Annotated in this window: 20 protein-coding genes; 15 read left to right on the plus strand and 5 right to left on the minus strand. The window is 64.6% G+C overall.

The window, feature by feature from the left end; genetic code table 11:
* Positions 1–209 precede the first annotated feature (209 nt).
* The 10 genes from ACB033_RS06425 (at position 210) to ACB033_RS06470 (ending at position 12,807) form a co-directional block, all read left to right on the plus strand.
* Positions 210–1,895, plus strand: coding sequence for an ABC transporter substrate-binding protein (locus ACB033_RS06425; RefSeq protein ID WP_005303255.1), 1,686 nt, complete (start codon positions 210–212; stop codon positions 1,893–1,895).
* Between the two features lie 117 nt (positions 1,896–2,012).
* Entirely contained in the window at positions 2,013–2,996 is a 984-nt protein-coding gene (locus tag ACB033_RS06430) for an ABC transporter permease (protein ID WP_005303257.1), read from the plus strand.
* A 1-nt stretch (position 2,997) separates the two neighbouring features.
* Positions 2,998–3,918, plus strand: coding sequence for an ABC transporter permease (locus ACB033_RS06435; RefSeq protein ID WP_017778439.1), 921 nt, complete (start codon positions 2,998–3,000; stop codon positions 3,916–3,918).
* Positions 3,915–4,937 carry an ABC transporter ATP-binding protein gene (locus ACB033_RS06440; RefSeq protein ID WP_139726304.1) on the plus strand — a complete coding sequence of 341 codons (1,023 nt, stop codon included), beginning with the start codon at positions 3,915–3,917 and terminating at the stop codon, positions 4,935–4,937. The genes ACB033_RS06435 and ACB033_RS06440 overlap by 4 nt, the downstream gene beginning before the upstream one ends.
* Positions 4,938–4,948: 11 nt before the next feature.
* The gene (locus tag ACB033_RS06445; protein ID WP_005303263.1) at positions 4,949–5,941 is read left to right on the plus strand and encodes an ABC transporter ATP-binding protein; all 993 of its coding nucleotides are present in this window, start codon (positions 4,949–4,951) and stop codon (positions 5,939–5,941) included.
* 114 nt (positions 5,942–6,055) lie between these two features.
* Complete coding sequence (locus ACB033_RS06450; RefSeq protein ID WP_371140415.1) at positions 6,056–7,777, plus strand: glycoside hydrolase family 9 protein; 1,722 nt, start codon at positions 6,056–6,058, stop codon at positions 7,775–7,777.
* Positions 7,770–8,642 (plus strand): BadF/BadG/BcrA/BcrD ATPase family protein, encoded by an 873-nt coding sequence (locus ACB033_RS06455; protein WP_139725490.1) that lies wholly within the window; start codon positions 7,770–7,772, stop codon positions 8,640–8,642. Before ACB033_RS06450 ends, ACB033_RS06455 begins: the two co-directional genes overlap by 8 nt.
* A 103-nt stretch (positions 8,643–8,745) precedes the next feature.
* A complete protein-coding gene (locus ACB033_RS06460; RefSeq protein WP_139725491.1) occupies positions 8,746–10,614 on the plus strand; it encodes a beta-N-acetylhexosaminidase in 1,869 nt (622 codons plus the stop codon).
* A 215-nt stretch (positions 10,615–10,829) separates the two neighbouring features.
* Positions 10,830–12,383 (plus strand): PAS domain-containing methyl-accepting chemotaxis protein, encoded by a 1,554-nt coding sequence (locus ACB033_RS06465; protein ID WP_139725492.1) that lies wholly within the window; start codon positions 10,830–10,832, stop codon positions 12,381–12,383.
* Positions 12,384–12,450: 67 nt separating this feature from the next.
* Positions 12,451–12,807, plus strand: coding sequence for an MGMT family protein (locus ACB033_RS06470; protein ID WP_005303274.1), 357 nt, complete (start codon positions 12,451–12,453; stop codon positions 12,805–12,807).
* A 15-nt stretch (positions 12,808–12,822) separates the two neighbouring features.
* Here ACB033_RS06470 and ACB033_RS06475 read toward each other — a convergent pair whose 3' ends face one another.
* Both ACB033_RS06475 and topA read right to left on the minus strand, forming a co-directional pair.
* Positions 12,823–12,990, minus strand: a complete 168-nt coding sequence (locus ACB033_RS06475; protein ID WP_005303277.1) for a hypothetical protein — start codon at positions 12,988–12,990, stop codon at positions 12,823–12,825.
* Positions 12,991–13,104: 114 nt separating this feature from the next.
* Positions 13,105–15,726, minus strand: a complete 2,622-nt coding sequence (topA, locus tag ACB033_RS06480) for a type I DNA topoisomerase (protein WP_005303279.1) — start codon at positions 15,724–15,726, stop codon at positions 13,105–13,107.
* A gap of 361 nt (positions 15,727–16,087) precedes the next feature.
* Here topA and astB point away from each other — a divergent pair, with 361 nt between their 5' ends.
* Positions 16,088–17,425, plus strand: coding sequence for an N-succinylarginine dihydrolase (gene astB / locus ACB033_RS06485; protein WP_139725494.1), 1,338 nt, complete (start codon positions 16,088–16,090; stop codon positions 17,423–17,425).
* Between the two features lie 71 nt (positions 17,426–17,496).
* Here the strand turns inward: astB and sohB are convergent, their stop codons facing one another.
* Positions 17,497–18,504, minus strand: a complete 1,008-nt coding sequence (gene sohB, locus ACB033_RS06490; protein WP_139725495.1) for a protease SohB — start codon at positions 18,502–18,504, stop codon at positions 17,497–17,499.
* Positions 18,505–18,737: 233 nt separating this feature from the next.
* Here sohB and ACB033_RS06495 point away from each other — a divergent pair, with 233 nt between their 5' ends.
* Both ACB033_RS06495 and ACB033_RS06500 read left to right on the plus strand, forming a co-directional pair.
* Positions 18,738–19,493 (plus strand): YciK family oxidoreductase, encoded by a 756-nt coding sequence (locus tag ACB033_RS06495; protein WP_017778446.1) that lies wholly within the window; start codon positions 18,738–18,740, stop codon positions 19,491–19,493.
* 117 nt (positions 19,494–19,610) lie between these two features.
* On the plus strand, positions 19,611–20,495 hold the full coding sequence (locus tag ACB033_RS06500; RefSeq protein WP_025201333.1) for a LysR family transcriptional regulator: 885 nt from the start codon (positions 19,611–19,613) through the stop codon (positions 20,493–20,495).
* Between the two features lie 47 nt (positions 20,496–20,542).
* Here ACB033_RS06500 and ACB033_RS06505 read toward each other — a convergent pair whose 3' ends face one another.
* A complete protein-coding gene (locus ACB033_RS06505) occupies positions 20,543–21,715 on the minus strand; it encodes an MFS transporter (RefSeq protein WP_005303290.1) in 1,173 nt (390 codons plus the stop codon).
* Between the two features lie 161 nt (positions 21,716–21,876).
* Here ACB033_RS06505 and ACB033_RS06510 point away from each other — a divergent pair, with 161 nt between their 5' ends.
* The gene (locus tag ACB033_RS06510) at positions 21,877–23,016 is read left to right on the plus strand and encodes a MalY/PatB family protein (RefSeq protein ID WP_010633253.1); all 1,140 of its coding nucleotides are present in this window, start codon (positions 21,877–21,879) and stop codon (positions 23,014–23,016) included.
* Between the two features lie 221 nt (positions 23,017–23,237).
* Positions 23,238–24,605 (plus strand): TAXI family TRAP transporter solute-binding subunit, encoded by a 1,368-nt coding sequence (locus ACB033_RS06515; protein WP_139725496.1) that lies wholly within the window; start codon positions 23,238–23,240, stop codon positions 24,603–24,605.
* Positions 24,606–24,675: 70 nt separating this feature from the next.
* On the opposite strand, the gene ACB033_RS06520 is transcribed toward ACB033_RS06515, so the two are convergent.
* Positions 24,676–25,584 carry a LysR family transcriptional regulator gene (locus ACB033_RS06520; RefSeq protein WP_010633251.1) on the minus strand — a complete coding sequence of 303 codons (909 nt, stop codon included), beginning with the start codon at positions 25,582–25,584 and terminating at the stop codon, positions 24,676–24,678.
* Positions 25,585–25,591 lie beyond the last annotated feature (7 nt).

Consider the following 25,591-nt stretch of genomic DNA (forward strand, 5'->3'; position numbering starts at 1 on the left):
TTTTGACGAAATTGACGTGATGGCGCCGATTTTTACGATATCGACGATCTGAACAGTTGTTGTTTTCCTGTTAACTCTGCTTTGCTAGGGACGTTGGATGACACAACTACAAGGGTGAAAAACCTGACCAACATTGAGGGCCGACCTCCCCAGCATGCGATGTCGGTGCTCAAATCCAAACAAGGAATATAAATAAGAAAGGAAATAATATGCTTGCCAAAGTATCCAAAATCTCAACTGCTGTAATGCTGGGCACCATGATGCTTGCCGGCGCTGCCGGCAACGCCATGGCGGCGGACAACAAGACGGTACTGACCCTGGTCGCACAACAGGAAACCGCGTGGGTCAAGAACTTCAACCCCTTCCTGCAGGCGGGCCTGCTGCACACCACCCGTCACTTCATCTATGAACCTCTGGTGATCTTCAACGATATGCAGGGCGGCAAGCCCGTCTATCGTCTGGCCACCCACTTCGAGTTCAGCAAGGACCTCAAGTCCGTCACCTTCGATCTGCGTGACGGGGTGAAGTGGTCGGACGGTCAGCCCTTTACCGCCGATGACGTCCTCTTCTCCTTCAACCTGGTCAAGGCCAACAAGGCGCTGGACGAGCGCTCAATCTGGACCCAGATCAAGAGCGTCGAGAAGCTGGCTCCCAACAAGATCAAGTTCGACCTGACCGACGTCAACACCAACGTGGTGAACGACCTGGTGCTGGTGCCCATCGTGCCGGAGCATCAGTGGAAATCGGTGAAAGACCCGGTCGCCTTCACCAACGACAAGCCGGTCGGCACCGGTCCCTTCACCGAAGTGGACAACTTCTCCGCCCAGCTCTACACCCAGTGCCGCAACCCGCACTACTGGGACAACGCCAACCTCTCCATCGACTGCCTGCGCATGCCGCAGATGGCCACCAACGACCAGGTGCTGGCCGCTGTGATGAAGGGTGATGTGGACTGGTTCGGCTCCTTCGTGCCGGACATCGAGCGCCTCTACGTCGGCAACGATCCGAAGAACAACAAGTACTGGTTCCCGGCCTCCGGCACGGTGGCGTTCAACGTCAACTTCCAGGCCAAGAAACCGGGCAACCACGAAGCCTTCAACGACGTCAACTTCCGCCGCGCCTTCTCCATGGCCATGGACCGCCAGTCCATGGTGGACATCGCGGGCTACGGCTACCCGACCGTCAACGAGTACCCGTCAGGTCTGGGCAAGGCATTCGACTCCTGGAACAACCCGGAAGTGGACAAGAAGTACGGCAAGTACAACAAGTTCGATCTGGAAGGGGCCAAGGCCCTGCTGAAACAGGCCGGCTACAAGGATTGTGACGGCGACAAGTTCCTCGACACCCCCACCTGCCAGAAGATCGAGTTCAAGGTGCTGGTACCGAACGGCTGGACCGACTGGGTCAACACCGCCCAGATCGGCGTGGAAGGGCTGCAGGCACTGGGCCTGAACGCCAAGACCGCCACCCCGGAAGCCACCGTCTGGACCGAAAACCTGATCACCGGTGACTTCGACGTCGCCCTGCAGGGTTACTTTGCCGGTGCCAACCCGCACAAGTACTTCGAGACCGCCTTCCACTCCCGCAACATGGGTGAGCGCGGCAACCGCTTCGCGGCGCCCCGCTACAAGGATCCGGCGCTGGACAAGCTGATCGACGACTTTACCCAGACCGCCGATGCCGCCAAGCAGAAGGAGATCATGTTCGAGATCCAGGACAGGGTCGGTGCCAACCAGACCATCATCCCGGTATTCAACAACCCGACCTGGTACGAATACAGCACCAAGCGTTTCCACGGCTGGTTCAGTGCCGACAACCCGGTCGCCAAGCCGCAGGTTCACCCGGACACCCCGGAGCGTCTGCTGCACGTGTTGTCACTCAAGCCGAACAGCTAATCAATCCCGGCCCCCTGCGGGGGGCCCTCTTCCCCGCCCATCCCCCTTTTCCCGGCTCTGCCGGGGTTGGGGTAACTATGCCCGGCGCGGGGCGGACCAGCAGTAAAAGGTATCATCATGGGATTCATACTGAGACGCTTCTCCTTCTATCTGGTCGCCTTTCTGGTGGCCGCCACCATCAACTTCCTGCTGCCCAGAGCCATGCCGGGGGACCCCGTCTCCGTCATGTTTGCCCGGGCCGGCGCCATGATGGAACCCGCCGCGCTGGAGGCCCTCAAGGCCACCTTCGGTTTCGTGGACGGCCCCATCGGCACCCAGTTTCTCACCTATGTGAAGAGCGTCTTCACCTGGGATCTCGGCACCTCGGTGCGCTACTACCCCCAACCGGTCGCCGACGTACTCGGCCGCGCCATCGGCTGGACCCTGTTTCTGGTGGGCACCTCCACCATCCTGAGCTTCTCCATCGGTTCCATCGTCGGCATCTTCGCCGCCTGGCACCGGGGCGGTCGCCTCGACAGCATCCTCTCCCCGCTCACCCTGGTGATGCAGGCCATTCCGCCGGTGGTCATCTCGCTGCTGGCGCTCTTCCTGTTCGGGGTGAGTCTGGAGTGGCTGCCCATCGGCTACGCCTACAGCCCGGAGATCACCCCCGACTGGGGCTGGGAGCACATCAAGAGCATCCTGACCCACGCCATCATGCCGGTGGGCACCCTGGCCATGGTGCAGGTTGGGGGCTTCCTCATCACCATGCGCAACAACATGATCAACCTGCTGGGCGAGGACTACATCACTATGGCCAAGGCCAAGGGGCTCTCCAGCAACCGGGTGATCTTCAACTACGGCGCCCGCAACGCCATCCTGCCGAGCGTCACCGCCCTCTCCATGGCGCTCGGTTTCGTCATCGGCGGATCCCTCATCACCGAGGTGATCTTCAACTATCCCGGCCTGGGCCTGACCCTCTATCAGGGCATTCTGGCCCGCGACTACCCGCTCATTCAGGGGCAGCTGCTCATCATGACCATCACCATGCTCAGCTTCAACTTCCTGGCCGACGTGCTCTACGTCTTCCTGGATCCCCGTCTGCGTACCGGAGGCAAATAAGATGCGCATGCCGACTATTCTGAAAATCCTGCTGGGCAACAAGAAGGCCGCCTGCGGCCTCTTCATCGTGGTCAGCTTCGTGCTGATGGCCCTGTTCGCCCCCATTCTGGCCGGCAACGAACCGACCAAGCGGGTGGCCCGTCCCCACCAGCCCCCCAGCACCGAGTTCGTGATGGGCACCACCCGCATGGGCCACGACATCTGGGCCCAGTTCACCAACGGCGCCCGCATCTCCCTGATGGTGGGCTTCAGCGCGGGCCTGCTGGTGTGCGCCCTCGCCGTCGCCATCGGCATCACCGCCGGCTACTTCGGCGGCCTGGTGGACGAGTGCCTCACCTTCCTGATGAACGTGGTGCTGGTGATCCCCAACCTCCCTCTATTGCTGGTGCTGGCCAGCTTCATCGGGGAGGCGTCACCGGCGGTCATCGCCCTCATCATAGGCTTTACCTCCTGGGCCTATGGCGCGCGGGTCATCCGCGCCCAGACCCTGGCCCTGCGCGAGAAAGAGTTCGTCATCGCCGCCGAGGTGCTGGGGGAGCCGGCCTGGCGCATCATCCTGGTGGAGATATTGCCGAACCTCATCTCCATCATCGGCGTGAGCTTCATCGGCTCCATCATCTACGCCATCGTCACCGAGGCGACCCTGGAGTTCCTGGGCCTCGGCGACCCCACTGTGGTGAGCTGGGGCATCATGCTCTACAACGCCCAGACCTCCAGCGCCATCCTGGTCGGCGCCTGGTGGGAGATCCTGGCCCCCTGCTTCGCCATCGCAACGCTCGGTGCCGGCCTGGCCCTGCTCAACTTTGCCATCGACGAAATCGCCAACCCGCAGCTGCGCTCCCACAAGGGGCTCAATCGCTGGAAGAAACTCGCCGCCCCCGTCACCACGCCGGTGCCGGCCGTACAGGAGAAGACAGCATGAGATCGCAACAACCCCTGCTGTCGGTACGCAACCTCTGCGTCGACTACATCACCGAGAACGGCGACGTGCGCGCCGTCAACTCGGTCAGCTTCGACATCGCCCCCGGTGAAGTGTTCGGCCTGGCCGGCGAGTCGGGCTGCGGCAAGTCCACCTTCGCCTTCTCGGTGGCGCGGCTGCACAAGCCGCCCGCCTACATCAGCGGCGGCGAGATCCTGTTCAAGGGGGAGAACATCCTCCACTACGGCGATGAGCGGCTGCGCAGCTACCGCTGGCAGCAGGTGTCGGTGGTGTTCCAGTCCGCCATGAACGCGCTGAACCCCGTGCTGCGCATGGAGGAGCAGTTCTGCGATGTGCTGCTGGCCCACAACCCGGGGCTCACCCGCTATGAGGCGATCAAGCGCGCCCAGGAGCTGCTCGCCATCGTCGACATCCACCCGAGCCGGCTCAAGGACTACCCGCACCAGTTCTCCGGCGGCATGCGCCAACGACTGGTGATCGCCATCGCCATGGCGCTCAATCCCGAGCTCCTGATCATGGACGAGCCGACCACGGCACTCGACGTGGTGGTGCAGCGGGAGATCCTGCAGAAGGTCTATGCACTCAAAGAGAAGTTCAACTTCTCCATCCTCTTCATCACCCACGACCTCTCGCTGATGGTCGAGTTCTGCGATCGCATCGGCATCATGTACGCCGGTGAACTGGTGGAGGTGGCGCCGGCCAAGGCGATCCTGACCGCGCCGCTGCACCCCTATACCAGGGGGCTCGGCAACTCCTTCCCGCCCCTGCACGGGCCGAAGAAGGTGCTGGAGGGGATCCCGGGCACGCCGCTCAACCTGCTGGAAGTACCGGTCGGCTGCCGCTTTCAGGCCCGCTGCGCCAGGGTGCACGAGCGCTGCCGTCAGGAGTACACCCGGCTGGCCGAGATCCGCCCCGGCCAACAAACCGCCTGTCACCTCTATGAGGCGCAGGATGAGCAACAAGATCCCCTGATCTATCTGGACAAGGCCGCTGGCTGTTAAGGATGTCTGTCATGCAAATCGCCAAAACCGACGCCCCCATCATCGAAGTCCAGCACCTCTACAAGGACTTCCCCGTCAACTCCAACGCCATCAAGAGCGGCAAGATGCGGGCGCTGTCCGACATCACCTTCAACCTGCACCGGGGCCGCGCCCTGGCGGTGGTGGGGGAGTCCGGCTCCGGCAAGAGCACCATCGCCAAGATCATCGCCAAGATGTACAAGCTCTCCGGTGGTCGCATCCTCTATCGCGGCCGCGACCTGGAGGAGTTCAACAAGGGCACTGCCCTGCTCGACTACCGTCAGAGCGTGCAGATGGTGTGGCAAGATCCGTTCGGTTCGCTGAACCCGACCCACACCATTTACCACCACATCGCCCGCCCCCTGCTGCTGCACAGCAAGGTGATCGACAAGCGTGACCTCCCCGACATGGTCTATGGCCTGCTGGAGAAGGTGGGGCTCACCCCTGCCAAGGCGACTGCGGCCAAGTACCCGCACCAGCTCTCCGGCGGCCAGCGCCAGCGGGTCAACATCGCCCGCAACCTGGCGGTGGAGGCGGAAGTGGTGCTGGCGGACGAGCCCACCTCCATGCTCGACGTCTCCATTCGCATCGGCATCCTCAACCTGATGGAGCAGATGAAGGACGAACTCGGCGTCTCCATGCTCTACATCACCCACGACATCGCCACCGCCCGCTACGTGGCCGAAGATCTGGCGGTGATGTACGTCGGGCACATGGTGGAGTGGGGCGAGGTGGACGAGATCCTGCACCACCCCCAGCACCCCTACACCCAGCTGCTCATCTCGGCGGTGCCCGACCCCGAGAAGAGCATCCACGCCGAACTGGAGGGCGGCCGCAAGGGGGAGATCCCGCTCTGGACGCCGGAATCCTGCGGTTGCCCCTTCGCCGGGCGCTGCAATCAGGTGATGCCGCGCTGCAAGGAGACCCTGCCCCCCGTCAGCAAGCTCGCCGACAACCACTTCGTACGCTGCTACCTCTACGAGTGAGGGTGAGCCTTGAACCGGCCGGACAGCGCTGTCCGGCCATGCCTCGATACGGGGCGGCCATGGCCCCGTAATGTGCCTCACCGCCTGTCGGTGAACCACAGGAGTAATACCTCGATGGAACTCTTGATCAATCAGGTGGGTTACCCGTGCGATGGGGAGAAGATCGCCCTGCTGCAAGCCACCCCCGCCCATGACCTCGGCGGCTATGTCAGGCTGCAACGCCAGGGTGATGGCCAGATCCTGTTTGAAACCCCGTTGCAAGCGGCCGGCAGCGTCCCAGGCTGGCAGGGCCGCGCTTACTGGCGCGCCGACTTCTCGGCATTCCAAGAGCCCGGCCACTATCGGCTGGAGGCGATCACCGCCCAAGGCATTGTCCGCTCTACCCGCTTTGTCATCGGCCCCGATCTGCTGGCCAGCCGCTGCCTCTCCGACGTCATCCACTACTTCAAGGGACAGCGCGCCAGCGGCGCCTTCGATCGGGCCGACCGCAGCGCCCGTCTGTTTGGCACCGACCTGCGCCGGGACGTGCACGGCGGCTGGTTCGATGCCAGCGGCGACATGAGCAAATACCTGAGCCACCTCTCCTACGCCAACTACCTCAACCCCCAGCAGACCCCCATGGTGGTCTGGGCCCTGCTCAAGTGCCGGGAGCTCTTGGCCCCGCGCCGCGACATCGACGGGGTCAACCTCTGCAAGCGGCTCAATGACGAGGCGCTGCACGGCGCCGATTTTCTCTGCCGGATGCAGGATGAGTCGGGCTTCTTCTACATGACCCTGTTCGACAAGTGGAGCAAGGATCCCGAGCAGCGCGAGCTGTGCGCCTACGCCACCCAGCAGGGGCTCAAGTCCGCCAACTGGCAGGCCGGTTTCCGTCAAGGGGGCGGCATGGCCATCGCCGCCCTGGCCCGCGCCGCCCGCGAAAGCATCAGCGGCGACTTTGATGCCAGCCGCTACGCCGAGGCGGCCAGACGCGGCTACCTGCACCTGCGTGAGCACAACCTGGCCTATCTGGATGACGGGGTCGAAAACATCATCGACGACTACTGCGCCCTGCTGGCGGCGGTCGAGCTGACCCGCACCCTGGGCCCAGAGTGGCTGGCAGAGGCCAGAGTGCGGGCCGGCAAGCTCTGCGCCCGCCAGCACCCTCACCCGGAGCTCGGCCACTATTGGGCGGCCAACGAGGATGGCTCGCGCCCCTACTACCACGCCGCCGAGGCGGGCCTGCCGGTGCTGGCCCTGCTGGAATACGTGGAAATCGAGCCGGACTGGGAGCGCAAGAGCGCGGTGCAGCGGGTGATCGAGCAGGCGCTGGCCGCCGAGCTGGCGCTCTGCGCCCGCCCCGGCAACCCGTTTGCCCTCGCCCGCCAGTATGTGAAAGGGGTTGGCGAGGCGCCCCGCGTCAGCTTCTTTATGCCCCATCACAACGAGTCGGGTTACTGGTGGCAGGGGGAGAACGCTCGCCTCGCCTCGCTGGCGGCCATGGCGTTTGCCGCCGCGGCCCAGCTGCCCCACCAGAGCCGCTTGCTGCACACCTTCGGCCAGCACCAGCTCGACTGGATCCTGGGGAAAAACCCCTTCAACGCCTGCATGCTGGCGGGCCATGGCAGCAACAACCCCACCTACACCGCCGGTTATCCCAACGCGCTGGGGGGGATCTGCAACGGCATCACCGCCGGCTTCGATGACGAGGCGGAGGTCGCATTCATTCCAGAGGCGTACAAGGATCGGCTGGATCAGAACTGGCGCTGGGGCGAGCAGTGGATACCCCACGCCGCCTGGTTTGCTCTGGCCATCACTTGGCAGAATGCGCACGGAAATGGAGGTCGACATGATTGAGTACTGGGTCGGGGTCGATGGCGGCGGCACCCACACCCGCGCCCGCATTCGGGATCGGGCCGGCAAGCTGCTCGGCGAGGGGCGCGCCGCCGGCTCCAATCTGGAGCTCGGCATCGCGCTCGCCCACGGCAACGTGCTGGCCGCCATCGAGCAGGCCCGTATCGAGGCAGGGCTGACTGTGGATGCCCAGCAACGGATGGGGGTCGGGCTGGCGCTCGCCTCCGCCGAGCTGGCCGACTGCTATCACGCCATGCTGACCATGCCCTTCCCCTTTGCGAGCGTGCGACTCACCTCCGACGCCTTCGGCGCCTGCCTGGGCGCCTTTGGCGGTGAAGAGGGTGCCATCCTCATCGCCGGCACCGGCTCGGCCGGGCTCATCTATCGCCACGGCCAGCTGCACACCTGCTCCGGCCGCGGTTTTCCCATCTCGGATCTCGGCAGCGGCGCCTGGCTGGGGCTGCGCGCCATCCAGCAATCCCTGCTCTGCCACGACGGCATCCTGCCCCCCAGCACCCTGGCCATCCGCTTGCTCGATCACTTCAAGCGGGATCAGGCCGAGGTGGTGCGCTGGGCCGCCCGCGCCATCCCCGCCGACTACGGCCGCTTCGCCCCCTGGGTGTTCGATGCCGCCAGCGACGGCGACGAGCTCGCCTGCCAGCTGCTGGAGGAGACCTGCCAGCAGCTGGCCACCCTGCTGGAAGGGATGCGCCAGCTGGGAGCCGACCGGATTGCCCTGCTCGGCGGCATCGGCATGCGCCTCGCCCCCCGTCTGGCGCACCTGCAGCTGGTCAGCCCCGGTGCCGACGCACTGGAGGGGGCCATCCTGTTTGCCAAAACGGAGGCGCTGCCATGCCTGCACTCCTGAACCGGGCGTACCGGGCCAGCACCGGCACGCCCTCCCCTCAACCATCGCCAGCCGCCTTCACCAGGGCGGCCGGCCCACTGCTCGTGCAACCGAAGGAGTTTTCATGTCCGCACCCCTGATCCACACCCAGGTCGACCGACGCGATGGTGACGACGTCTGGTTTCGTTTCAGCCTGAGCCAGCTGCCGGATGCCCCCTGGAAGCTCCACTTCTGCCTGGCCCGTCACATCGACCCCGGCTCGGTAGAGGGAGGGGAGCTGGAGCGCCAGAGCGGCAGCTACAAGGTCTTGATCCCGCAAACGGGGGCCAGCGAGCTGCGCTTCTGCTGTCGCAGCACCCCCATCAAGCGCCTCTCCGACATGCCGCGCGGCTTCTTCCTGAGCCTTCCCCGGGCCAGCAGCGGCCCCCAGCTGATGCCGGTGGTGCTGACCGGCGAGGAGCTGGGTCTGGTGCAATCCGCCACTGCGGCGCCGGATCTGCCCGAGGTGGAGCCCCTCGCCGGCATAGTGCCCCAGCCGGATCGCTTGTTGCTGCTGGAGGGCAACTTCCGGCTGGCGGAGCGCGCCCACGTCAGCGGCCCGAGTCCCCTGCTCGGCCCGCTGCTGGCCCACTTCAACGAACTGACCGGGCTCGCGCTGGCGCAGGATCACGACGCCGAGATCCGGCTGGTTGAAAGCGGCCTGGGCCCGGAGGCCTACCGGCTCACCATCACCCCGGAGGAGATAGTGATTGCCGCCGGCGGCGAGGCGGGCTGGCGTCATGGCCTCATCAGCCTGGCCCAGTGGTATCTGCAGCACGGCGAGAGCCTGCCCTGCATCGAGCTCAGCGACGCGCCGCGCTTTGGCTTTCGCGGCATCTTTCTGGACTGTGCCCGCCACTTTCACTCCCTCGCCACCCTCAAGCGCCTGCTCAGGCTGATGAGCCTCTACAAGTTCAATCGCTTCCACTGGCACCTGACCGATGACGAGGGGTGGCGCCTCGAGATCAAGGCCTTCCCCCAGCTGACCGAGCTGGCCGCCTGGCGCGGCCACGGCCTGGCCGTCGGGCCCCAGCTGAGCGGCGGCCCGGAGCCCTACGGCGGTTACTACACCCAGAGCGAGGTGCGCGAGCTGGTGGCCTATGCTGCCGGGCTCGGCATCACTATCATTCCGGAAATTGACATCCCCGGTCACTGCCACGCCGCCATCAAGGCGCTGCCCGAGCTGCTGGTGGAGGAGGCCGACCGCTCCCGCTACCTGTCGGTGCAATATTTTGACGACAACGTGCTCAACCCGGCGCTGCCCGGCACCTATCAATTCCTGGAAGCCGTGATGGACGAGGTGTGCGAGCTGTTCCCGGGGCCACTGGTGCACATGGGGGGGGACGAGGTGCCCAGCGGGGTCTGGACCGACAGCCCCGCCTGCCAGCAGCTGATGAAGCAGCAGGGCTATCAGGATTGCCGCGAGCTGCAGGGCCACCTGCTGCGCCATTGCCAGCAGTACCTGGCCGGCAAGGGCAAGCGGATGCTGGGCTGGGAGGAGATCCTGCACGGCGACAAGGTGAGCCGGGACGCCACCATCTTCGCCTGGACCAGCTTCCAGGCCGGGCTCGACGCGGCCGCTGCGGGCTATCCGGTGGTGATGGCGCCGGCCCAGCACCTCTATCTGGACCTTGCCTGGAGTCAGGACATCCAGGAACCCGGCCTCTACTGGGCGGGCACCCTCAATCTGGCGCAGGTCTACGCGTGTGACCCGGCCCCAGCCGATTTCCATGCCAACGATAACATCCTGGGGGTGCTGAGCCCCTTGTGGTCGGAACTGATCACCTCTCGCGATCGTCTCGACTATATGTTGTTCCCGCGCATGCTGGCGACCGCCGAGGTGGCCTGGAGTGCTCCCGCCCGCAAGGGGTGGGAGCACTTCGCCGCCCGTCTGCCGGGCCAGCTGCAGATCCTCGACCAGCTCCAGGTGCGTTACCGGGTACCACAGAGGTAGTGTTATCTTTTTTCCTTGGCGGCCTGATGGCCGCCTTTTTTTACGATTAACCAACAAAACATCAACTTGCCCCTACCATTCATCCGCCATTGTTGGCAAAATTCAGCCCCCTATGAAGCCGGTCTGCCGCCTGCTGGCGCGAGCCTGCGGCCATCTCCAGATCTGCCACAATAACAACGACAAAGTTATCAACAAGAACATCGGAGCGTATTCCTATGGCCCGCAGAGACGTCCATACCCTGGACAGCGAAGTGGAGTTTCCTGCCGACGAACAACTGGTCTCCACCACGGATCTGCGCGGGGTGATCACCTACGCCAACCCCGCCTTCTGCCGCATCGCCGGCTACTCGGTCGACGAGCTGGTCGGCCACAACCACAACCTGGTGCGCCACCCAGACATGCCCAAGGCGGCCTTCGCCGATCTCTGGGCCCGCCTCAAGGAGGGCAAGCCCTGGCGCGGCATGGTGAAGAACCGCTGCAAGGATGGCCGCTACTACTGGGTCGATGCCTATGTGACCCCCATCTACGAGGGCAACCGGATCAGCGGCTACCAGTCGGTGCGCTGCAAGCCGGATCCCCAGCTCAAGCGCATCGCCGGCCAGGCCTACCAGGCCCTGCTCAAGGCCGAGCGCGGTACCGGCAGCCGCCTCCCCTCCCTCGCCCGGGTGCGCGCACCGGCCATCGCCCTGCTGCTGCTCGGCCTGATGGGCTGGGCCTTCGCCAGCCAGGGAGCCATGACCGCCCTGCTGATGCTGCTGCCCCTGCTGCTCATCGGCGGTGCCTACTGGCGCGAGATCATCGCCCTGCCACTCTATCTGCAGCAGCTGGGCCGCGAATACGACAGCCTGACCCGGCTGGTCTACTCAGGGGACGGCCCCGGCGCCATTGCCGATTTTCACATCAAGATGCTGCAGGCCCGCATCCGCACCGTGCTGGGCCGGGTCAACGATGCGACCAACCCGCTGCAGGCTCTGGCCAGCAACCTGAAACAGGCCTCCCATCAGGCCTGCCTTGACATCAACGAGCAGGATGCCCAGACCCAGCAGATGGCCGCCGCCATGACCCAGATGGCCAGCACGGCCCACGAGATTGCCCGCAACATCCAGGACTCCAACGGTCAGGTGAGCGAGGCCCGCAGCCGCTGCCAGCACACGGACAAGCAGCTGGCCCAGACCGAGCAGCGCATCGAACAGCTCGCCAGACAGGCGGAGCTCGCCTTCAACTCGGCGGTGGAGCTCGCCAGCGAGTCGGAGCGGATCGGCAGCGTGATGGGAGAGATCCAGGGTATCGCCGACCAGACCAACCTGCTGGCGCTCAACGCCGCCATCGAGGCGGCCCGGGCTGGCGAACAGGGGCGCGGTTTTGCGGTGGTGGCCGACGAGGTGCGCACCCTGTCGACCCGCACCCACAAGGCGACCGAGCAGATCCAGGGCAGCATCCAGCAGATCCAGCACACCCTGGGTCGCTGGAAGGGGATGATGCAGGAGAACCTGCAGCAGACCCGCGAGTGCGCCGAGATGACTCGCCAGGGCTCCAGCAGCCTGCATACCGTGCTGCAGGAGATCGAGCTGGTGACCGAGTTCTCCACCCAGATCGCCGCCGCCGCCGAGCAGCAGCAGACGGTGGTGGAGGATATCAGCCGCAGCATCCACCAGATCTCCGAGTACTCCCACGCCAACAGCCAGAAGATGCAGGAGGTCGACGACTCCAGTCAGGAGCTGCTGGAGCGGGCCAGGCAGCTCAAGGGGCTCAGCCAGACCTTCGGCTGACACATTTGCCAGTCACCCGACAGAAGCGCCACAATGGCGCTTCTGTTGTTTTTGACGAGTCAACTTCATGAGAACGGAATCGACCCCAGCCCCGCTGAACAAGGTTGCCCGCATCGAGGCGATCCTCGCCCTGATCCCGGCCGGTCGCGTGGTGAGCTACGGCCAGGTGGCGGATCTGGCGGGGCTGCCAGGCCGGGCCAGGCTGGTGGGCAAGGTGCTGAGAGAGACCGACAAGGTACTGCCCTGGCACAGGGTGCTGGGCGCGGCGGGCACCATATCGCTGCCCAAGGGGTCGGCAGGCTTTGACAGACAGGCGGGATTGCTGCAGGAAGAGGGGGTGCCCGTGATTGGCGGGCGGGTCAGGATGAAGGAGTGGCAGTGGCAGCCCGACCTCGCCGAGCTGCTGTTTCTCCTGCCCTTTTGACGATGGCGGCCCGCCTCACCGGGTGATGGGGGCCAGGATCTCGTCACTGCGCACCTGCACCGGGATGGTTTCGTACTCCCGCTGCAGCAGCACCAGCAGACTCTGCTTGTCTACTTCCAGCACATAGGCGGTTCCTTCCCGGGTCAGACAGGTCATTCCCGGCCGGATCTCGTTAATCTCCATCACAACCTCCGTGTCCAGCGCTGCCATCCTTGCAGCGGTTTCAGTATACCGCCATCCGAACACAAAAAGGCCCCTGTGAGGGGCCTCTTTCATCAGAGTGTGAACTGCGCGCAATCACGCCTTCTTCGACTTGGCCAGGCTCTCCTGCCACTTGCCATTGTCGTAGTGCGCCGTCCAGCCGGTCGCCTTGCCATTGACCTCGGTCATCACGTACTGCTCCTTGGTCTTGCGACTGAAGCGCACGATGGAGGCGTTACCGTCAGGATCTGACGCCGGGGCATCGGCCAGGTACTGGTGCTTGGGCGACAGGCGCTCCTTGAAGCGCTTGAGCTCTTCCACCAGCGGCGCACGAGTCTCGCGCGACTTGGGGAAGTTACTGGCAGCCAGGAACAGACCGGCGGCCCCGTCACGCAGCACGAAGTGGGCGTCGGACTGGGTGCACTTGAGCTCCGGCAGCGGCACCGGGTCTTCCTTCGGCGGCGCGATATCACCGTTTTTCAGGATCTTGCGGGTGTTCTTGCAGGTGTCGTTGGTGCAACCCATGTACTTGCCGAAGCGGCCGTTCTTGAGCTGCATCTCGGATCCACAGCGATCACACTCGATGCTCGGCCCTTCGTAGCCCTTGAGCTTGAACTGGCCTTTCTCGATCTCGTAGCCATCGCAATCCGGGTTGCGGCCGCAGACGTGCAGCTTGCGGCTATCGTCGATGATGTAGGCATCCATGGCGGTGCCGCACACGCCGCAGCGGTGCTTGGCGCGCAACGCCTCGGTCTCGGCCTCGTCACCATCGGTGGCAGAGACGAACTCGTCGGCGGAGACCAGGTTGATGGTCTTCTTGCAGCGCTCTTTGGGCGGCAATGCGTAACCGGAGCAGCCGAGGAAGACCCCGGTGGTGGCGGTACGGATGCCCATCTTGCGGCCGCAATCCGGGCAGTCGATGTCGGTCAGCACCATCTGGTTGGCACGCATGCCCCCCTCTTCCACCGGCAGATCCGCTTTTTCCAGCTCCTGGGTGAACTCGGCGTAGAAGGCGTCCAGCACCTTCTTCCACTCCAGGCTCCCCTCGGCGATGCCATCGAGCTTGTCTTCCATCTTGGCGGTGAACTCGTAGTTCATCAGCTCGACGAAGTTCTCCACCAGCCGGTCGGTGACGATCTCACCCATCTTCTCGGCGAAGAAACGGCGGCTCTCGACCCGCACATAACCACGGTCGACGATGGTGGAGATGATGGAGGCGTAGGTAGACGGACGGCCGATGCCGCGCTTCTCCAGCTCGCGCACCAGCGCCGCTTCGGTGAAGCGCGCGGGCGGCTTGGTGAAGTGCTGGCGAGGATCCAGCTTGACCAGTTTCAGCACCTCACCGACGGTCACCGCCGGCAGCTGGCTGTCTTCACCCTTGCGGCCCATGGGCGGCAGCGCCTTGGTCCAACCGGCGAAGCGCAGGGTGCGACCGCGCGCCTTGAGCTCGAACTCGCCCGCCTTGACGGTCAGGGTGGAGGAGTCGTACTGGGCCGGGGTCATCTGACAGGCGACAAACTGACGCCAGATGAGGTCATAGAGCCGCATGGCGTCCGGCTCCATCCCTTCCAGCATCTCGGCCGTCACCAGCACGCTGGAGGGGCGGATCGCCTCGTGGGCCTCCTGGGCATTGGCCTTGGCACCGTACAGGTTCGGTTCGGCCGGCAGGTAGGCCGCGCCATACTGCTCGCCGATGTATTCCCGCACCGCCTCGACCGCCTCTTTGCTGAGGTTGGTTGAGTCGGTACGCATATAGGTGATGTAACCCGCTTCATAGAGGCGCTGGGCCATCATCATGGTCTTCTTGACCCCGAAGCTCAGTCGGGTGGAGGCCGCTTGCTGCAGGGTGGAGGTGATGAAGGGAGCGGATGGTTTGGAGCCGGTCGGCTTGTCTTCCCGGTTCACCACCTTGTAGTCGACCCCTTCCAGGGCGGCCACGGCGGCGAAGGTCTCGGCCTGGGTCACCGGCTTGAAGTCGGCGCCGTTGCGACTGACCACCTCCATCCGCAGATCGGCGTTATCACCGGTCAGCAGGTCGGCGTTGAGATCCCAGAACTCCACCGGCACGAACGCCTTGATTTCACGCTCTTTGTCGACGATGAGGCGCACCGCGACGGACTGTACCCGGCCGGCGGAGAGGCCGCGGGCCAGCTTCTTCCAGAGCAGCGGGGAGACCATGTAGCCCACCACCCGGTCGAGGAAACGACGGGCCTGCTGGGCATTGACGCGGTGAATGTTCAGCTCAGACGGCTGGGCGAACGCCTCCTGGATGGCGGTCTTGGTGATCTCGTTGAACACCACGCGCTTGTAGCGGCTGTCGTCGCCACCGATGATCTCGCGCAAGTGCCAGGCGATCGCTTCCCCCTCTCTATCCAAGTCGGTTGCGAGATAGATGGTGTCAGCCTTCTCGGCCAGACTCTGTAACTCGCTGACCACTTTTTCCTTGCCGGGCAAAATCTGGTAGTTGGCCTGCCAGCCTGCGGTCGGATTGATCCCCATCCGTGAGAACAGGGCATTGCGCTCCTTGGCAGCCTTTTCTGATTCGCTCAGCTTGATGCCGCGAATGACAGGTTTTTTGGGCTCGTTGCTGGCGCTGCCGCTGGTCGGCAGATCGCGCACGTGACCAACGCTGGATTTCACCACGTAGTCCTTGCCCAAATATTTGTTGATGGTCTTGGCCTTGGCCGGAGACTCCACTATGACCAGTGATTTGCCCATGCTGTAACTATTATCCTCATTGCACCCGACGGGGTTGGTGTGCGGTTTTGTGGGGCTGTATAAGAGATTTGACGGGAAAAAGCAATCTTGTGAGCAAATTTGCCCAGCAGCCCGAACCACCTTGCTTCTTTATTTATTAATGCGAAGCCGAGCCGCGGGAAGCAACCGCTTTTTTATTTTTATGCTATATCCACCCTCTTTTTATATTGGAAACGACATAACCAACCGCTCTTGTAACATAACAAACCAGTTTCGTTATCAGCTTGTTACAAAAGACAAAATCTCCTTATAATGGCTGCATCCCGCAGCATTGTGCGCGGAAGGAACCGCTACCCATATAAAAATCGAAAGGATGTACTCAATGAAGCACTTCGAGGTCAACTTCGACGGCCTGGTCGGCCCGACCCACAACTATGCCGGCTTGTCCTATGGCAACGTCGCCTCCCAGAACAATGCCAAGGAAGCGTCTAATCCGAAGGAGGCCGCCAAGCAGGGTCTGCGCAAGATGAAGGCCTTGACCGACCTCGGCATGGTGCAGGGGGTACTGGCCCCGCAGGAACGGCCGGATCTCGCCACCCTGCGTCGCCTCGGCTTCACCGGCAACGATGCAAGCGTGCTGGCCCAGGCCGCCAAACAGGCGCCCGCCGTACTGGCCGCCTGCTACTCGGCCTCCAGCATGTGGACCGCCAACGCCGCCACCGTCTCCCCCAGTGCCGATACCCAGGATGGCCGCATCCACTTCACCCCCGCCAACCTGACCAACAAGTTTCACCGCTCCCTCGAGCCCGAGGTGACCGGCCGCATCCTGCGCGCCGTGTTCAACAACGACCGCCACTTCTATCACCATCAGCACCTGCCGGAGAACGACCACTTCGGTGACGAGGGGGCCGCCAACCACACCCGGCTGTGCCGCGCCTATGGCGAGTCCGGGGTCGAGCTGTTCGTCTATGGCCGCAGCGCCTTCGACGTCTCCCAGCCCGCCCCCAAACGCTACCCGGCCCGCCAGACCCTGGAAGCGAGCCAGGCCATCGCTCGCCTGCACGGCCTGGGGGACGAGAGCGCCGTCTTCATCCAGCAGAACCCGGACGTGATCGATCAGGGGGTGTTCCACAACGACGTGATCGCGGTGGGCAACCAGAACGTGCTGTTCTTCCACCAGCAGGCGTTCCTCAACACCGCCTCGGCGCTGGCCGAGGTGCGCACCAAGTTCGGTGACGGCGAGCTGCACTTTATCGAGGTGCCCACTGCCGAGGTGTCGGTGCAGGATGCGGTGAAGTCCTATCTGTTCAACACCCAGATCCTGACCTTGCCGTCCGGCGAGATGGCCATCATCGCCCCCACCGAGTGCCGCGACAACCCGGCGGTGTCAGCCTATCTGGCCAAGCTGGTAACCCTGGGCACCCCCATCAAGGACGTCCACTACATGGACGTGAAGCAGAGCATGAGAAACGGCGGCGGCCCCGCCTGTCTGCGGCTGCGGGTCGCCATGAACGACACCGAGCTCGCCGCAGTCAACCCGGCCTGCCTCATCAACGACGGCCAGTTTGCCCGCCTGGACGCCTGGGTGGAGAAACACTACCGCGACAGCCTGGCGCTGGACGACCTGCGCGACCCGGCCCTGGTCATGGAGTCCCGCACCGCGCTGGACGAGCTGACCCAGATCCTGAAACTGGGCTCCGTCTACCCGTTCCAGCGCTAAGGCGCTCCTACGCTATAAAAAAGAGAGCCGGGCAAGTGCCCGGCTCTTTTTTTCCGCCCTTGCACTGTGCCTCAGCGCCAGGGTCCCTGCTGCCACAGGCGACCCAGACCGGACTCCAGCGCCACGGCAGCCTGCTGGCCGAGCTTCTGGGTCAGGCTCTTGGGCTTGCTGTAGCGAATGCCGACCACCTTGTGCTGGCTGGCCTGGGCCAGCAGATAGTCGTCGCTGGTGCAGAGGCTGTCCACCAGCCCGAGCTGCTTGGCCTGGCTCGCCAGCCAGTGCTCGCCTGTGGTGACCTTGTCGATGTCGAGGTTGGGTCTGTGCTCGGCCACGAATGCCTTGAAGCGCTCGTGGATAGCGCCCAGCTCCTCGCGAAACTTCTCGCGCCCCAGGTCGTCGTTCTCGCCGAACATGGTGATGGTGCGCTTGTACTGGCCGGCGGTGTGCATCTCGAATTCGATGTCGTGCTTTTTCAGCAGCTTGTTGAAGTTCGGCAACTGGGCGATCACCCCGATGGAGCCGACGATGGCGAACGGCGCCGCCAGGATCTGATCGGCCACGCAGGCCATCATGTAGCCGCCGCTTGCCGCCACCTTGTCGATGGCCACGGTCAGCTTGATGTCACGATCCCGCAGCCGCTGCAGCTGGGAGGCCGCCAGACCGTAACCGTGCACCACACCGCCACCGGATTCGAGCCGCAGCAGCACCTCGTCGCCCGGCTGGGCCACCCCTATCACGGCGCTCACCTCTTCACGCAGGGAGGCCACCTCCCTGGCATCCAGGCTGCCGTGAAAATCGATGACGAACAGCCGGCTGCGGGCATCTTCGCTCTTGGCTCGCGCCTTGTGCTCGGCCTTGCGCGCCTTCTCCAGCTGCTTGCGCTCCGTCTTGCCGGCCAATGCAGCCTGCAACTGGTGACGCCCCTGCTCCAGCTCGCTGGAGAGATCGGTGACCACCAGCTCCCCCTTGCGGGATTTGGGCTGACGGCTGCTTACCACCATCAGGATGACGGCGCCGATGGCGAGCAGTAGGGTAATGGTCTTGGCCAGGAACAGGCCGTATTCGGTCAAAAATGCCACTTGATGCTCCACTGGTGTGCCCCCGGGGGGACGATTTTTTCACATTCTAGGGAGTTTGCCCGGTGCGCGCAAAAACTCTGCGTCAACCCGTCATAAATGCCAATCGACAATCACAACCCCTCTGATTTATTCACATTTTTGCCATCTCATACTGGTCAAACGCCGTGCGGGATCAGTACACTTGCCCCTCTATTGCCGGGCGCATCAGCCACGAATTGTTAACAGGAGTTGTCATGTTCGATTATCAGGCCCCCCAGGATCTGCTCAAGGACAAGGTCATTCTGGTCACGGGTGCCGGTGACGGCATCGGCCGCGAAGCGGCGCTCACCTATGCGGCCCACGGCGCCACCGTGATCCTGCTCGGACGCACCAGCGCCAAGCTGGAGGCGGTATACGACCAGATCGAAGCGGCCGGCCACCCGCTGCCCGCCATCGTGCCGGTGGATCTGAAGGGGGCGACCAAGAGCCACTACCTTGGCATGGCCGAGACCTTCGCCCAGCAGTTCGGCCGCCTCGACGGCGTGCTGTTCAACGCCGGCCTGCTCGGCACCCTGTCACCGTTCGAACACATCCAGGAGCAGGAGTGGGACGAGGTGATGCAGGTCAACGTCAAATCCGAATTCCTGCTGACCCAGGCGCTGCTGCCGCTCATTCGCCAGACTGCCAAGGAGCACGGCGATGCCTCCATCGTCTATACCTCCTCCAGCGTGGGCCGCAAGGGCCGCGCCTACTGGGGCACCTATGCCATCTCCAAGTTCGCCATCGAAGGCATGATGGAAGTGCTGGCGGACGAACTGGAAAACACCGCGGTGCGGGTCAACACCCTCAACCCGGGTGGCACCCGCACCAAGATGCGGGCCAGCGCCTTCCCGGCCGAAGATCCGCAGACCCTCAAGACTCCGGCCGACCTGATGCCGCTCTATCTCTATCTGATGGGAGTGGACAGCAAGGGCAAAACCGGCCAGACCTTTGTGGCCCAGCCCAAATAAATCAACAAAATAACCCCAACCCTGCGCGGCATGGGGTTAAATTCAATAGGGTGCCGTCGGCACCCTATTGCGAATATGGCAAGGCCCGTTCCATCCAGTCCCTTATCAGGTTGAGATATGTTTCGTCCCAAGAGCACGTTTGAGCAATGGCGGATCTTTCAGGCCGTGGTGGATTGTGGCGGCTACGCCCAGGCCGCCGAGGCGCTGAACAAGAGCCAGTCCTCCCTCAATCATGCGGTAGCCAAGCTGCAGCAGAGTCTGGGGGTGGCCCTGCTGGAGGTGAGAGGGCGCAAGGCGGTGCTGACGCCAGCGGGGGAGATCTTCCTCAAGCGTGCCCGTCAGCTCAGCCAGCAGGTGGAAGAGCTGGAGAACCTGGCCAACAACCTGGAGCGGCAGTGGGAGCCGCAGATCAACCTCTATGTATCGGTGATGCAGCCGCGCGAGCGGCTCTATCGGGCGCTGGCCCACTTCTACCCCCGCAGCCGGGGCTGCCGGGTCAATCTGCACGAGCGAATCCACTGCCACTTCAACGCCCTGCAGGTGGGGGATCTGATGCTCTCGGAGCACCTGCCCCATGATCGCACCGGTCTGCCGCTGGACGAGGTGTGTCTGCTGCCGCTCTGCGCGGCCGATCACCCGCTCGCCACTCAGGGCGGCGCCATCGCCGCCGAGGCGCTGGCCGGCCACAACCAGATCAGCCTGCACCCCCCCATTCACCGCTCGGTGGACTGGAACGATGCGGACGACACCGGCTGGAAGGCGACCCACTACCACGAGGTGATCGCCATGCTCAGGCTCGGCCTCGGCTATGCCTGGCTGCCCCGCCACCTGGTGCAGGAGGAGCTGGCGAGCGGCGAGCTGGTGGCGCTGGAGCTGGCAGGTGGCAACGAGCGCCACCTCTATACCTATCTGCTGACCCCGTCGGCCGACGCCCTGGGCCCGGCCACCGAGCTGCTGCTGCGCTGCCTGCGCAACGAATATCAGGACGACAGCGACCGCTAACCCGCCGCCATCAGGCAGTGAGGCGGGGCAAGCCCACCCCTTTGGCTTCAGACGTTCGGCACCCGCCAGCAGGCAGCCAGTGCCAGCAGCGCCAGCCCCATGGCCACCATGAAGACCCCGTGAAAGCTCCAGATCTCCGCCACAGTCCCCGCTATCGCCCCCGCCATGATGGAGCCGGTGCGGATGCTGTTGGCGAACAGGGTGGTCGCCACCCCGGCGCGGCCCGGCATCAGATCCTGGAAGTAGGACATGCCGATACCGGCGACGATGCCGATGAAGATGGCGTTGAGCAGTTGCAGCGCAATGAGGGCATGCTGGCTTGACAGGGTCACCAGCCCCACGTAGAAGCCCACCCCGGCCAACACCGCCAGCAGCATCATGGGGCGCTTGCCAAAACGCTGGGTGTAGTGACCCGCCAGCAGCATGAAGGGGATCTCGAGAGCCGCCGCCGTGCCCATCAGTACCCCGGCCAGCTTCTCCTCCAGCCCCAGCTCGCGAGTGATGTAGAGCGGCATGTTGATGAGGTACATGCTGTTGCAGGTCCACATCAGGGTGGAGGCGATAAAGAGCGCGCGCACCGACGGATCCCGCCAGCTGCTGACCCGTTCCACCTCGCTGTCCATCACCGGCAGCGGCAGCGAGGGCAGCCAGCGCCACACCACGAAGGCGCAGAGCAGATAGGCCACTGCGGAGGCGAGGTACATCACCTCGAAGCCGTAGCCGATGGCCAGCGCGAAGGCGATGGGGGGCCCTATCACCCAGGCCAGCGAGAACTGGGCCCGCAGCACCGAGCTGAACATGTCGGCCCGCTTGTTGCGGCTGTCGGCGTATTCACGCGCCAGCGCGAACAGCTGGGGGCTGGCGGTAGCGGCCAGGCTCGCCAGCAGCACCCCCAGACTCACCAGCAGCCAGTATTGCCGGTTCCAGGCAAACAGCAGGGAGAGCACCACGCCGGCGAAGCAGCAGCGCAGGATCAGCCGCTTGCGATCCCCCTTGTTGTCGGAGCGGTGGCCGAGCCACTGGCTGATGAGGATGCCGATCACCGCGTTGACGGTATAGAAGAGCCCCACCAGGAAGGGGCGCACCTGCACCTCCTCGGCCAGGAACAGGCTCAGGGTGGGCACCTGCAGCGCCACCGCCACCCCGGTCATGAAGGTCACGGCCAGAAAAGAGAGAGAGACGGGATCCGTCCTGTTGCGGGCAGCAGTCAACAAGCGCATAGAATTACCACTGATTGGAGGGAAGAAAACTGGCCAAAATTCGGCAAGTGCATGAAATGGCGCCGCTTATTTTATGTCATTATCAAGAGCCACCTCAAGGCTTGCGGCCCCGTCGCCGACCCCGTACAGTGAAAGCCCACTGGCCAGCATAAGGATTTCACATGTTTGATTTTGACCGGGAAATAGATCGCAGCGGCACCATGAGCCTGAAATGGGACAAGTACAAGGGACAGGACGTGCTGCCCATGTGGGTCGCCGACACCGACTTCGTCTCCCCCCCTGCCGTCGTCGAGGCCCTCACTGCGCGGGTCGCCCACGGCATCTTCGGCTACTCCCGCCCCTCTCCCCGGCTAATCGAACTCATCATCACGCGGCTGGCCAGCCGCTATGGCTGGACCATCCAGCCCGAGTGGCTCGTCTTTCTGCCCGGCGTGGTGCCCGGTCTTAACCTGGCCTGCAAGGCCTGGAGCCAGCACGGGCGTGGCATCATCACCCCCAAGCCGGTCTACTACCCCTTCCTGCAGGCGCCGGGCTTCAACGACCGGCCGCTGCTCACCGTGCCCATGGTGGAAGAGGCCGGCCGCTGGGTGCTGGATATCGAGGAGCTGGAACGCCAGGCGCCGGCGGCGGATCTGCTGCTGCTGTGCAACCCGCAAAACCCGGGCGGCACCGTCTTCACCCGCGAGGAGCTGCTGGCCATCGACGCCATCGCCGAGCGCCACAACCTGGTGATCTGCTCCGATGAAATTCACTGCGACCTGCTGCTGGACAAGGACGCCCGTCACATCCCCTACGGCGCCATCAGCCCGGCGGCGGCCGAGCGTTCGGCGGTGATGATGGCCCCGAGCAAGACCTTCAACATCGCCGGGCTCTGCTGCGCCTTCGCGGTGGTGCCCAATGCCCGTCTGCGCCTCAAGCTGCAGCAGGCGATGCGCGGCATCAGTGCCGACGTCAACCTGCTGGGCTTCGTGGCCGCCGAGGCGGCCTATGAAGGGGGCGAACAGTGGCTCAGCGAGCAGCTCGACTACCTGGCCGCCAACCTGGCGCTGATCGAGCAGGCGGTCGCCCGCTGGCCCGGCATCAAGCTGGCGCGCCATCAGGCCACCTACCTCGCCTGGATCGACGTGAGCGCGTTGGGGCTGGACGATCCCATCGCCTTCTTCGAGCAGGCCGGGGTGGGGCTCTCCCCGGGTGCCCAGTTTGGCGACGGCCAGTTCGTGCGGCTCAACTTCGGCTGCACCCGGGCCCGCCTCGTCGAGGCATTGGCCCGCATGGAGAAGGCCATCCTGGCTCGCCGCTGAGCCCCTGCGGGGCGGCGCCGGCCGACCCCGCAATATAATCTGTCCGACCCGATCCGTATCCGCACGCAATAGGGTATATTTTGGCGACACCCCACCCCGGCCATCCCGGGGCGCCAGGGGCCACCCAACACGGCACCGGCCGCCCTCTTGCGGGCAACGGCCCGATGCCAACCGGGATGGGACTGACCCATCCTTTTTATCAGCCAATGATCCGGTTCACTATGTTCCAACGCGTCTTGCACCTTCTGCCCATCCGGCTGCGCCGAGCCCTGCCCTGGCTGGCAGCGACCCTGGCCCTGCCCCTGCAGGCCGCCACCTATCTCACCATCGGTACGGGGCCGCTGAACGGCGTCTACTATCCGACCGGCGGCGCCATCTGCCGGCTGCTCAATGAAGAGAGCGGCAGCCACGGCCTGCACTGCTCGGTGCAGAGTACCTCGGGTTCCCTCGCCAACCTGAAGGCGCTGGCGCAGGGTAACATCCAGCTGGCACTGGTGCAGTCGGACGTACTGCATCACGCCGCTCACGGCACGGGCCCCTTCCAGGGCCAGCCCCCCGCCGATCAGCTGCGCAGCCTATACCGCCTCCATCAGGAGTCGCTGACCCTGCTTGCCAGCGCCAACAGCAACATCAACACCCTGGCCGACATCGAAGGCAAGCGGGTCGATCTCGGCAACCCGGGCTCCGGGGAGCGGGTCACCAGCCAGGCGCTGCTCGAGGCCATGGGCTGGCAGGCCAAGAGCTTTGCCCCCCTCATCCCAGCCGCGGCCAACAACCGGCTGGAGGGGCTCTGTGACGGTACCCTGGACGCCGCCTTCGTGGTGGCGGGCCACCCCAATCAGGCCATCGGCGATCTCACCGGCCGCTGCAAGGCGCGCCTCATCCCCATCGAGGGGGAACAGATAGACAGGCTGCTCAAGCAGCACCCCTACTATCAGCGCGGCCGCATCGGCGCCAACCTCTATCCGGGCCAGACCAGCGGGATCAACACCTTCGCCGTCACCGCCGAGCTGGTGGCACTGGCCAGCCTGCCGGATAGCGAGGTGCGCACCGTGCGCGACGTGCTGAGCGGCCGGCTCAAGCAGTTCACCCGCCTCCACCCGGCACTGACCCAGCTCACCCTGGAGGGGATGCTGGGTGAGGCGGAAGTGCCGCGCCACGCCGGCATGGCGGATGCTCCACCCACCCTGCTGCCCGAGAGCCTGAGCCCGGCTCCGGCGACCTCGGAGGCCCAGGCGACTTCAGCGGCGCAGCCCACCGAAGTGGCGCACCCCGCCGGTGAGGACGCGAAGCAAGCTGCCGGCGCGACGGGCGCCCCCTCCCCGGAAGGTACGCCCGCCACCTCGTCCGGGCAGACTCCTGGCGCCCTGCTGCCGACCTCCTCGGCAGCCGCAGCCACCGAGCCGGGCGCGAGTAGCGTGCTCGAAGGTGCCGCCGTGGAACAGGGCGGCACGCTGACCGGCACGGCCGCGCCAAGCCCCTCTGCCGTGGTGAGCGGGGCACAACCCGCCTCGCCGGCCCCCGCCGAACCGGCATCGACAGCACCGGCACAGGCCGCACCGAGCGCAGAGGGCACGCCTGCCCAGTAAGAGCGCCAAACAGCCACAACGAAAGAGGCCACCCAAGGGTGGCCTCTTTTTGTTTCGATATTGGGTAGGCTCAAGCCCTGGCGTCCGGCAACGGTGCCGGGCGCTGGATCTCCTGCTCCACCCAGTGCAGCAGTTGCTTGATGGCGCGCGACAGCACCTGGTTCTGGCGCACCACATACCCCAAGCTGGTGCCGGGGAAATCGGTGAGCCGGGTCACCGGGGCGGTCAGCTTGAGCCGCGGGTGAATGGAAAAGTCCGGCACTATGGCCACCCCGAAGCCCGCCTCGGCCCAGTCTAGCTGGGCGTCCACGCTGCCTACTTCCATGATGCGACAGCTGGGCAGACCGAGCAGCGGCAGGGAGGGGTCGATAAGCGCCCGGGTACGGGTGTCGTGGCCCAGCAGGATCAGGGTCGGCTCGTCGAGGGGATCGCTCTCCCCCGCCTGCGCCCGCGCCTGCCAGCGGGCGAGACCGTGGCCCAGTGCGCACCAGGTCACCTGCTGCAACTCGGTATAGAACAGCGGCTCGCTGCGCTTTTGCGCCATCACGAAGCCCAGATCCGCCTTGCCCGCCTTGACCAGCTCCGCCGCCTGATCCGAAGTGGTGTTGAACAGGGTGAGGTCGATGCCGGGGAACTCCTGCTTGAAGCGCTGAAAGGGCTGAATGAGCAACAGGCGCGAGATGATGTCGCTGGCAGCGATGGCCAGCGTCCCTTGGCTCAGCTGGTTGAGGGCGTTGAGATCGGACTGGCAGAGCTGCAGCTCGGCGATGGCGCGCTCGGCACTTTGCAGCAGCCGCTCGCCCGCCTGGGTCAGCCGAAACGGGCTGCGCTCGATGAGCTTGACCCGGGTGGCCTGCTCCAGATTCTTGAGGTGCAGGCTCACATTGGGCTGGGTCATGTGCAGTTCGGTGGCGGTCTGGCCGAAGTGCTGCAGCCGGGCCAGGGTGACGAAGGTATGCAGCCAGTGGATGTCCAGCATGGGGGTC

It is taken from the genome of Aeromonas sp. S15(2024) (assembly GCF_041402265.1).
GTDB lineage: Bacteria > Pseudomonadota > Gammaproteobacteria > Enterobacterales > Aeromonadaceae > Aeromonas > Aeromonas dhakensis.

What these genes read in the sequence shown, in the direction of transcription:
- ACB033_RS06505 (WP_005303290.1), bottom strand. Translation starts at nt 21,715, where the DNA reads ATGCGCTTGTTGACTGCTGCCCGCAACAGGACGGATCCCGTCTCTCTC.
- ACB033_RS06495 (WP_017778446.1), top strand. Translation starts at nt 18,738, where the DNA reads ATGTTCGATTATCAGGCCCCCCAGGATCTGCTCAAGGACAAGGTCATT.
- ACB033_RS06475 (WP_005303277.1), bottom strand. Translation starts at nt 12,990, where the DNA reads ATGGAGATTAACGAGATCCGGCCGGGAATGACCTGTCTGACCCGGGAA.
- ACB033_RS06455 (WP_139725490.1), top strand. Translation starts at nt 7,770, where the DNA reads ATGATTGAGTACTGGGTCGGGGTCGATGGCGGCGGCACCCACACCCGC.
- ACB033_RS06470 (WP_005303274.1), top strand. Translation starts at nt 12,451, where the DNA reads ATGAGAACGGAATCGACCCCAGCCCCGCTGAACAAGGTTGCCCGCATC.
- ACB033_RS06440 (WP_139726304.1), top strand. Translation starts at nt 3,915, where the DNA reads ATGAGATCGCAACAACCCCTGCTGTCGGTACGCAACCTCTGCGTCGAC.
- topA (WP_005303279.1), bottom strand. Translation starts at nt 15,726, where the DNA reads ATGGGCAAATCACTGGTCATAGTGGAGTCTCCGGCCAAGGCCAAGACC.
- ACB033_RS06425 (WP_005303255.1), top strand. Translation starts at nt 210, where the DNA reads ATGCTTGCCAAAGTATCCAAAATCTCAACTGCTGTAATGCTGGGCACC.
- ACB033_RS06510 (WP_010633253.1), top strand. Translation starts at nt 21,877, where the DNA reads ATGTTTGATTTTGACCGGGAAATAGATCGCAGCGGCACCATGAGCCTG.
- ACB033_RS06435 (WP_017778439.1), top strand. Translation starts at nt 2,998, where the DNA reads ATGCGCATGCCGACTATTCTGAAAATCCTGCTGGGCAACAAGAAGGCC.
- ACB033_RS06500 (WP_025201333.1), top strand. Translation starts at nt 19,611, where the DNA reads ATGTTTCGTCCCAAGAGCACGTTTGAGCAATGGCGGATCTTTCAGGCC.
- ACB033_RS06460 (WP_139725491.1), top strand. Translation starts at nt 8,746, where the DNA reads ATGTCCGCACCCCTGATCCACACCCAGGTCGACCGACGCGATGGTGAC.
- ACB033_RS06450 (WP_371140415.1), top strand. Translation starts at nt 6,056, where the DNA reads ATGGAACTCTTGATCAATCAGGTGGGTTACCCGTGCGATGGGGAGAAG.
- ACB033_RS06515 (WP_139725496.1), top strand. Translation starts at nt 23,238, where the DNA reads ATGTTCCAACGCGTCTTGCACCTTCTGCCCATCCGGCTGCGCCGAGCC.
- ACB033_RS06520 (WP_010633251.1), bottom strand. Translation starts at nt 25,584, where the DNA reads ATGCTGGACATCCACTGGCTGCATACCTTCGTCACCCTGGCCCGGCTG.
- ACB033_RS06465 (WP_139725492.1), top strand. Translation starts at nt 10,830, where the DNA reads ATGGCCCGCAGAGACGTCCATACCCTGGACAGCGAAGTGGAGTTTCCT.
- ACB033_RS06445 (WP_005303263.1), top strand. Translation starts at nt 4,949, where the DNA reads ATGCAAATCGCCAAAACCGACGCCCCCATCATCGAAGTCCAGCACCTC.
- ACB033_RS06430 (WP_005303257.1), top strand. Translation starts at nt 2,013, where the DNA reads ATGGGATTCATACTGAGACGCTTCTCCTTCTATCTGGTCGCCTTTCTG.
- astB (WP_139725494.1), top strand. Translation starts at nt 16,088, where the DNA reads ATGAAGCACTTCGAGGTCAACTTCGACGGCCTGGTCGGCCCGACCCAC.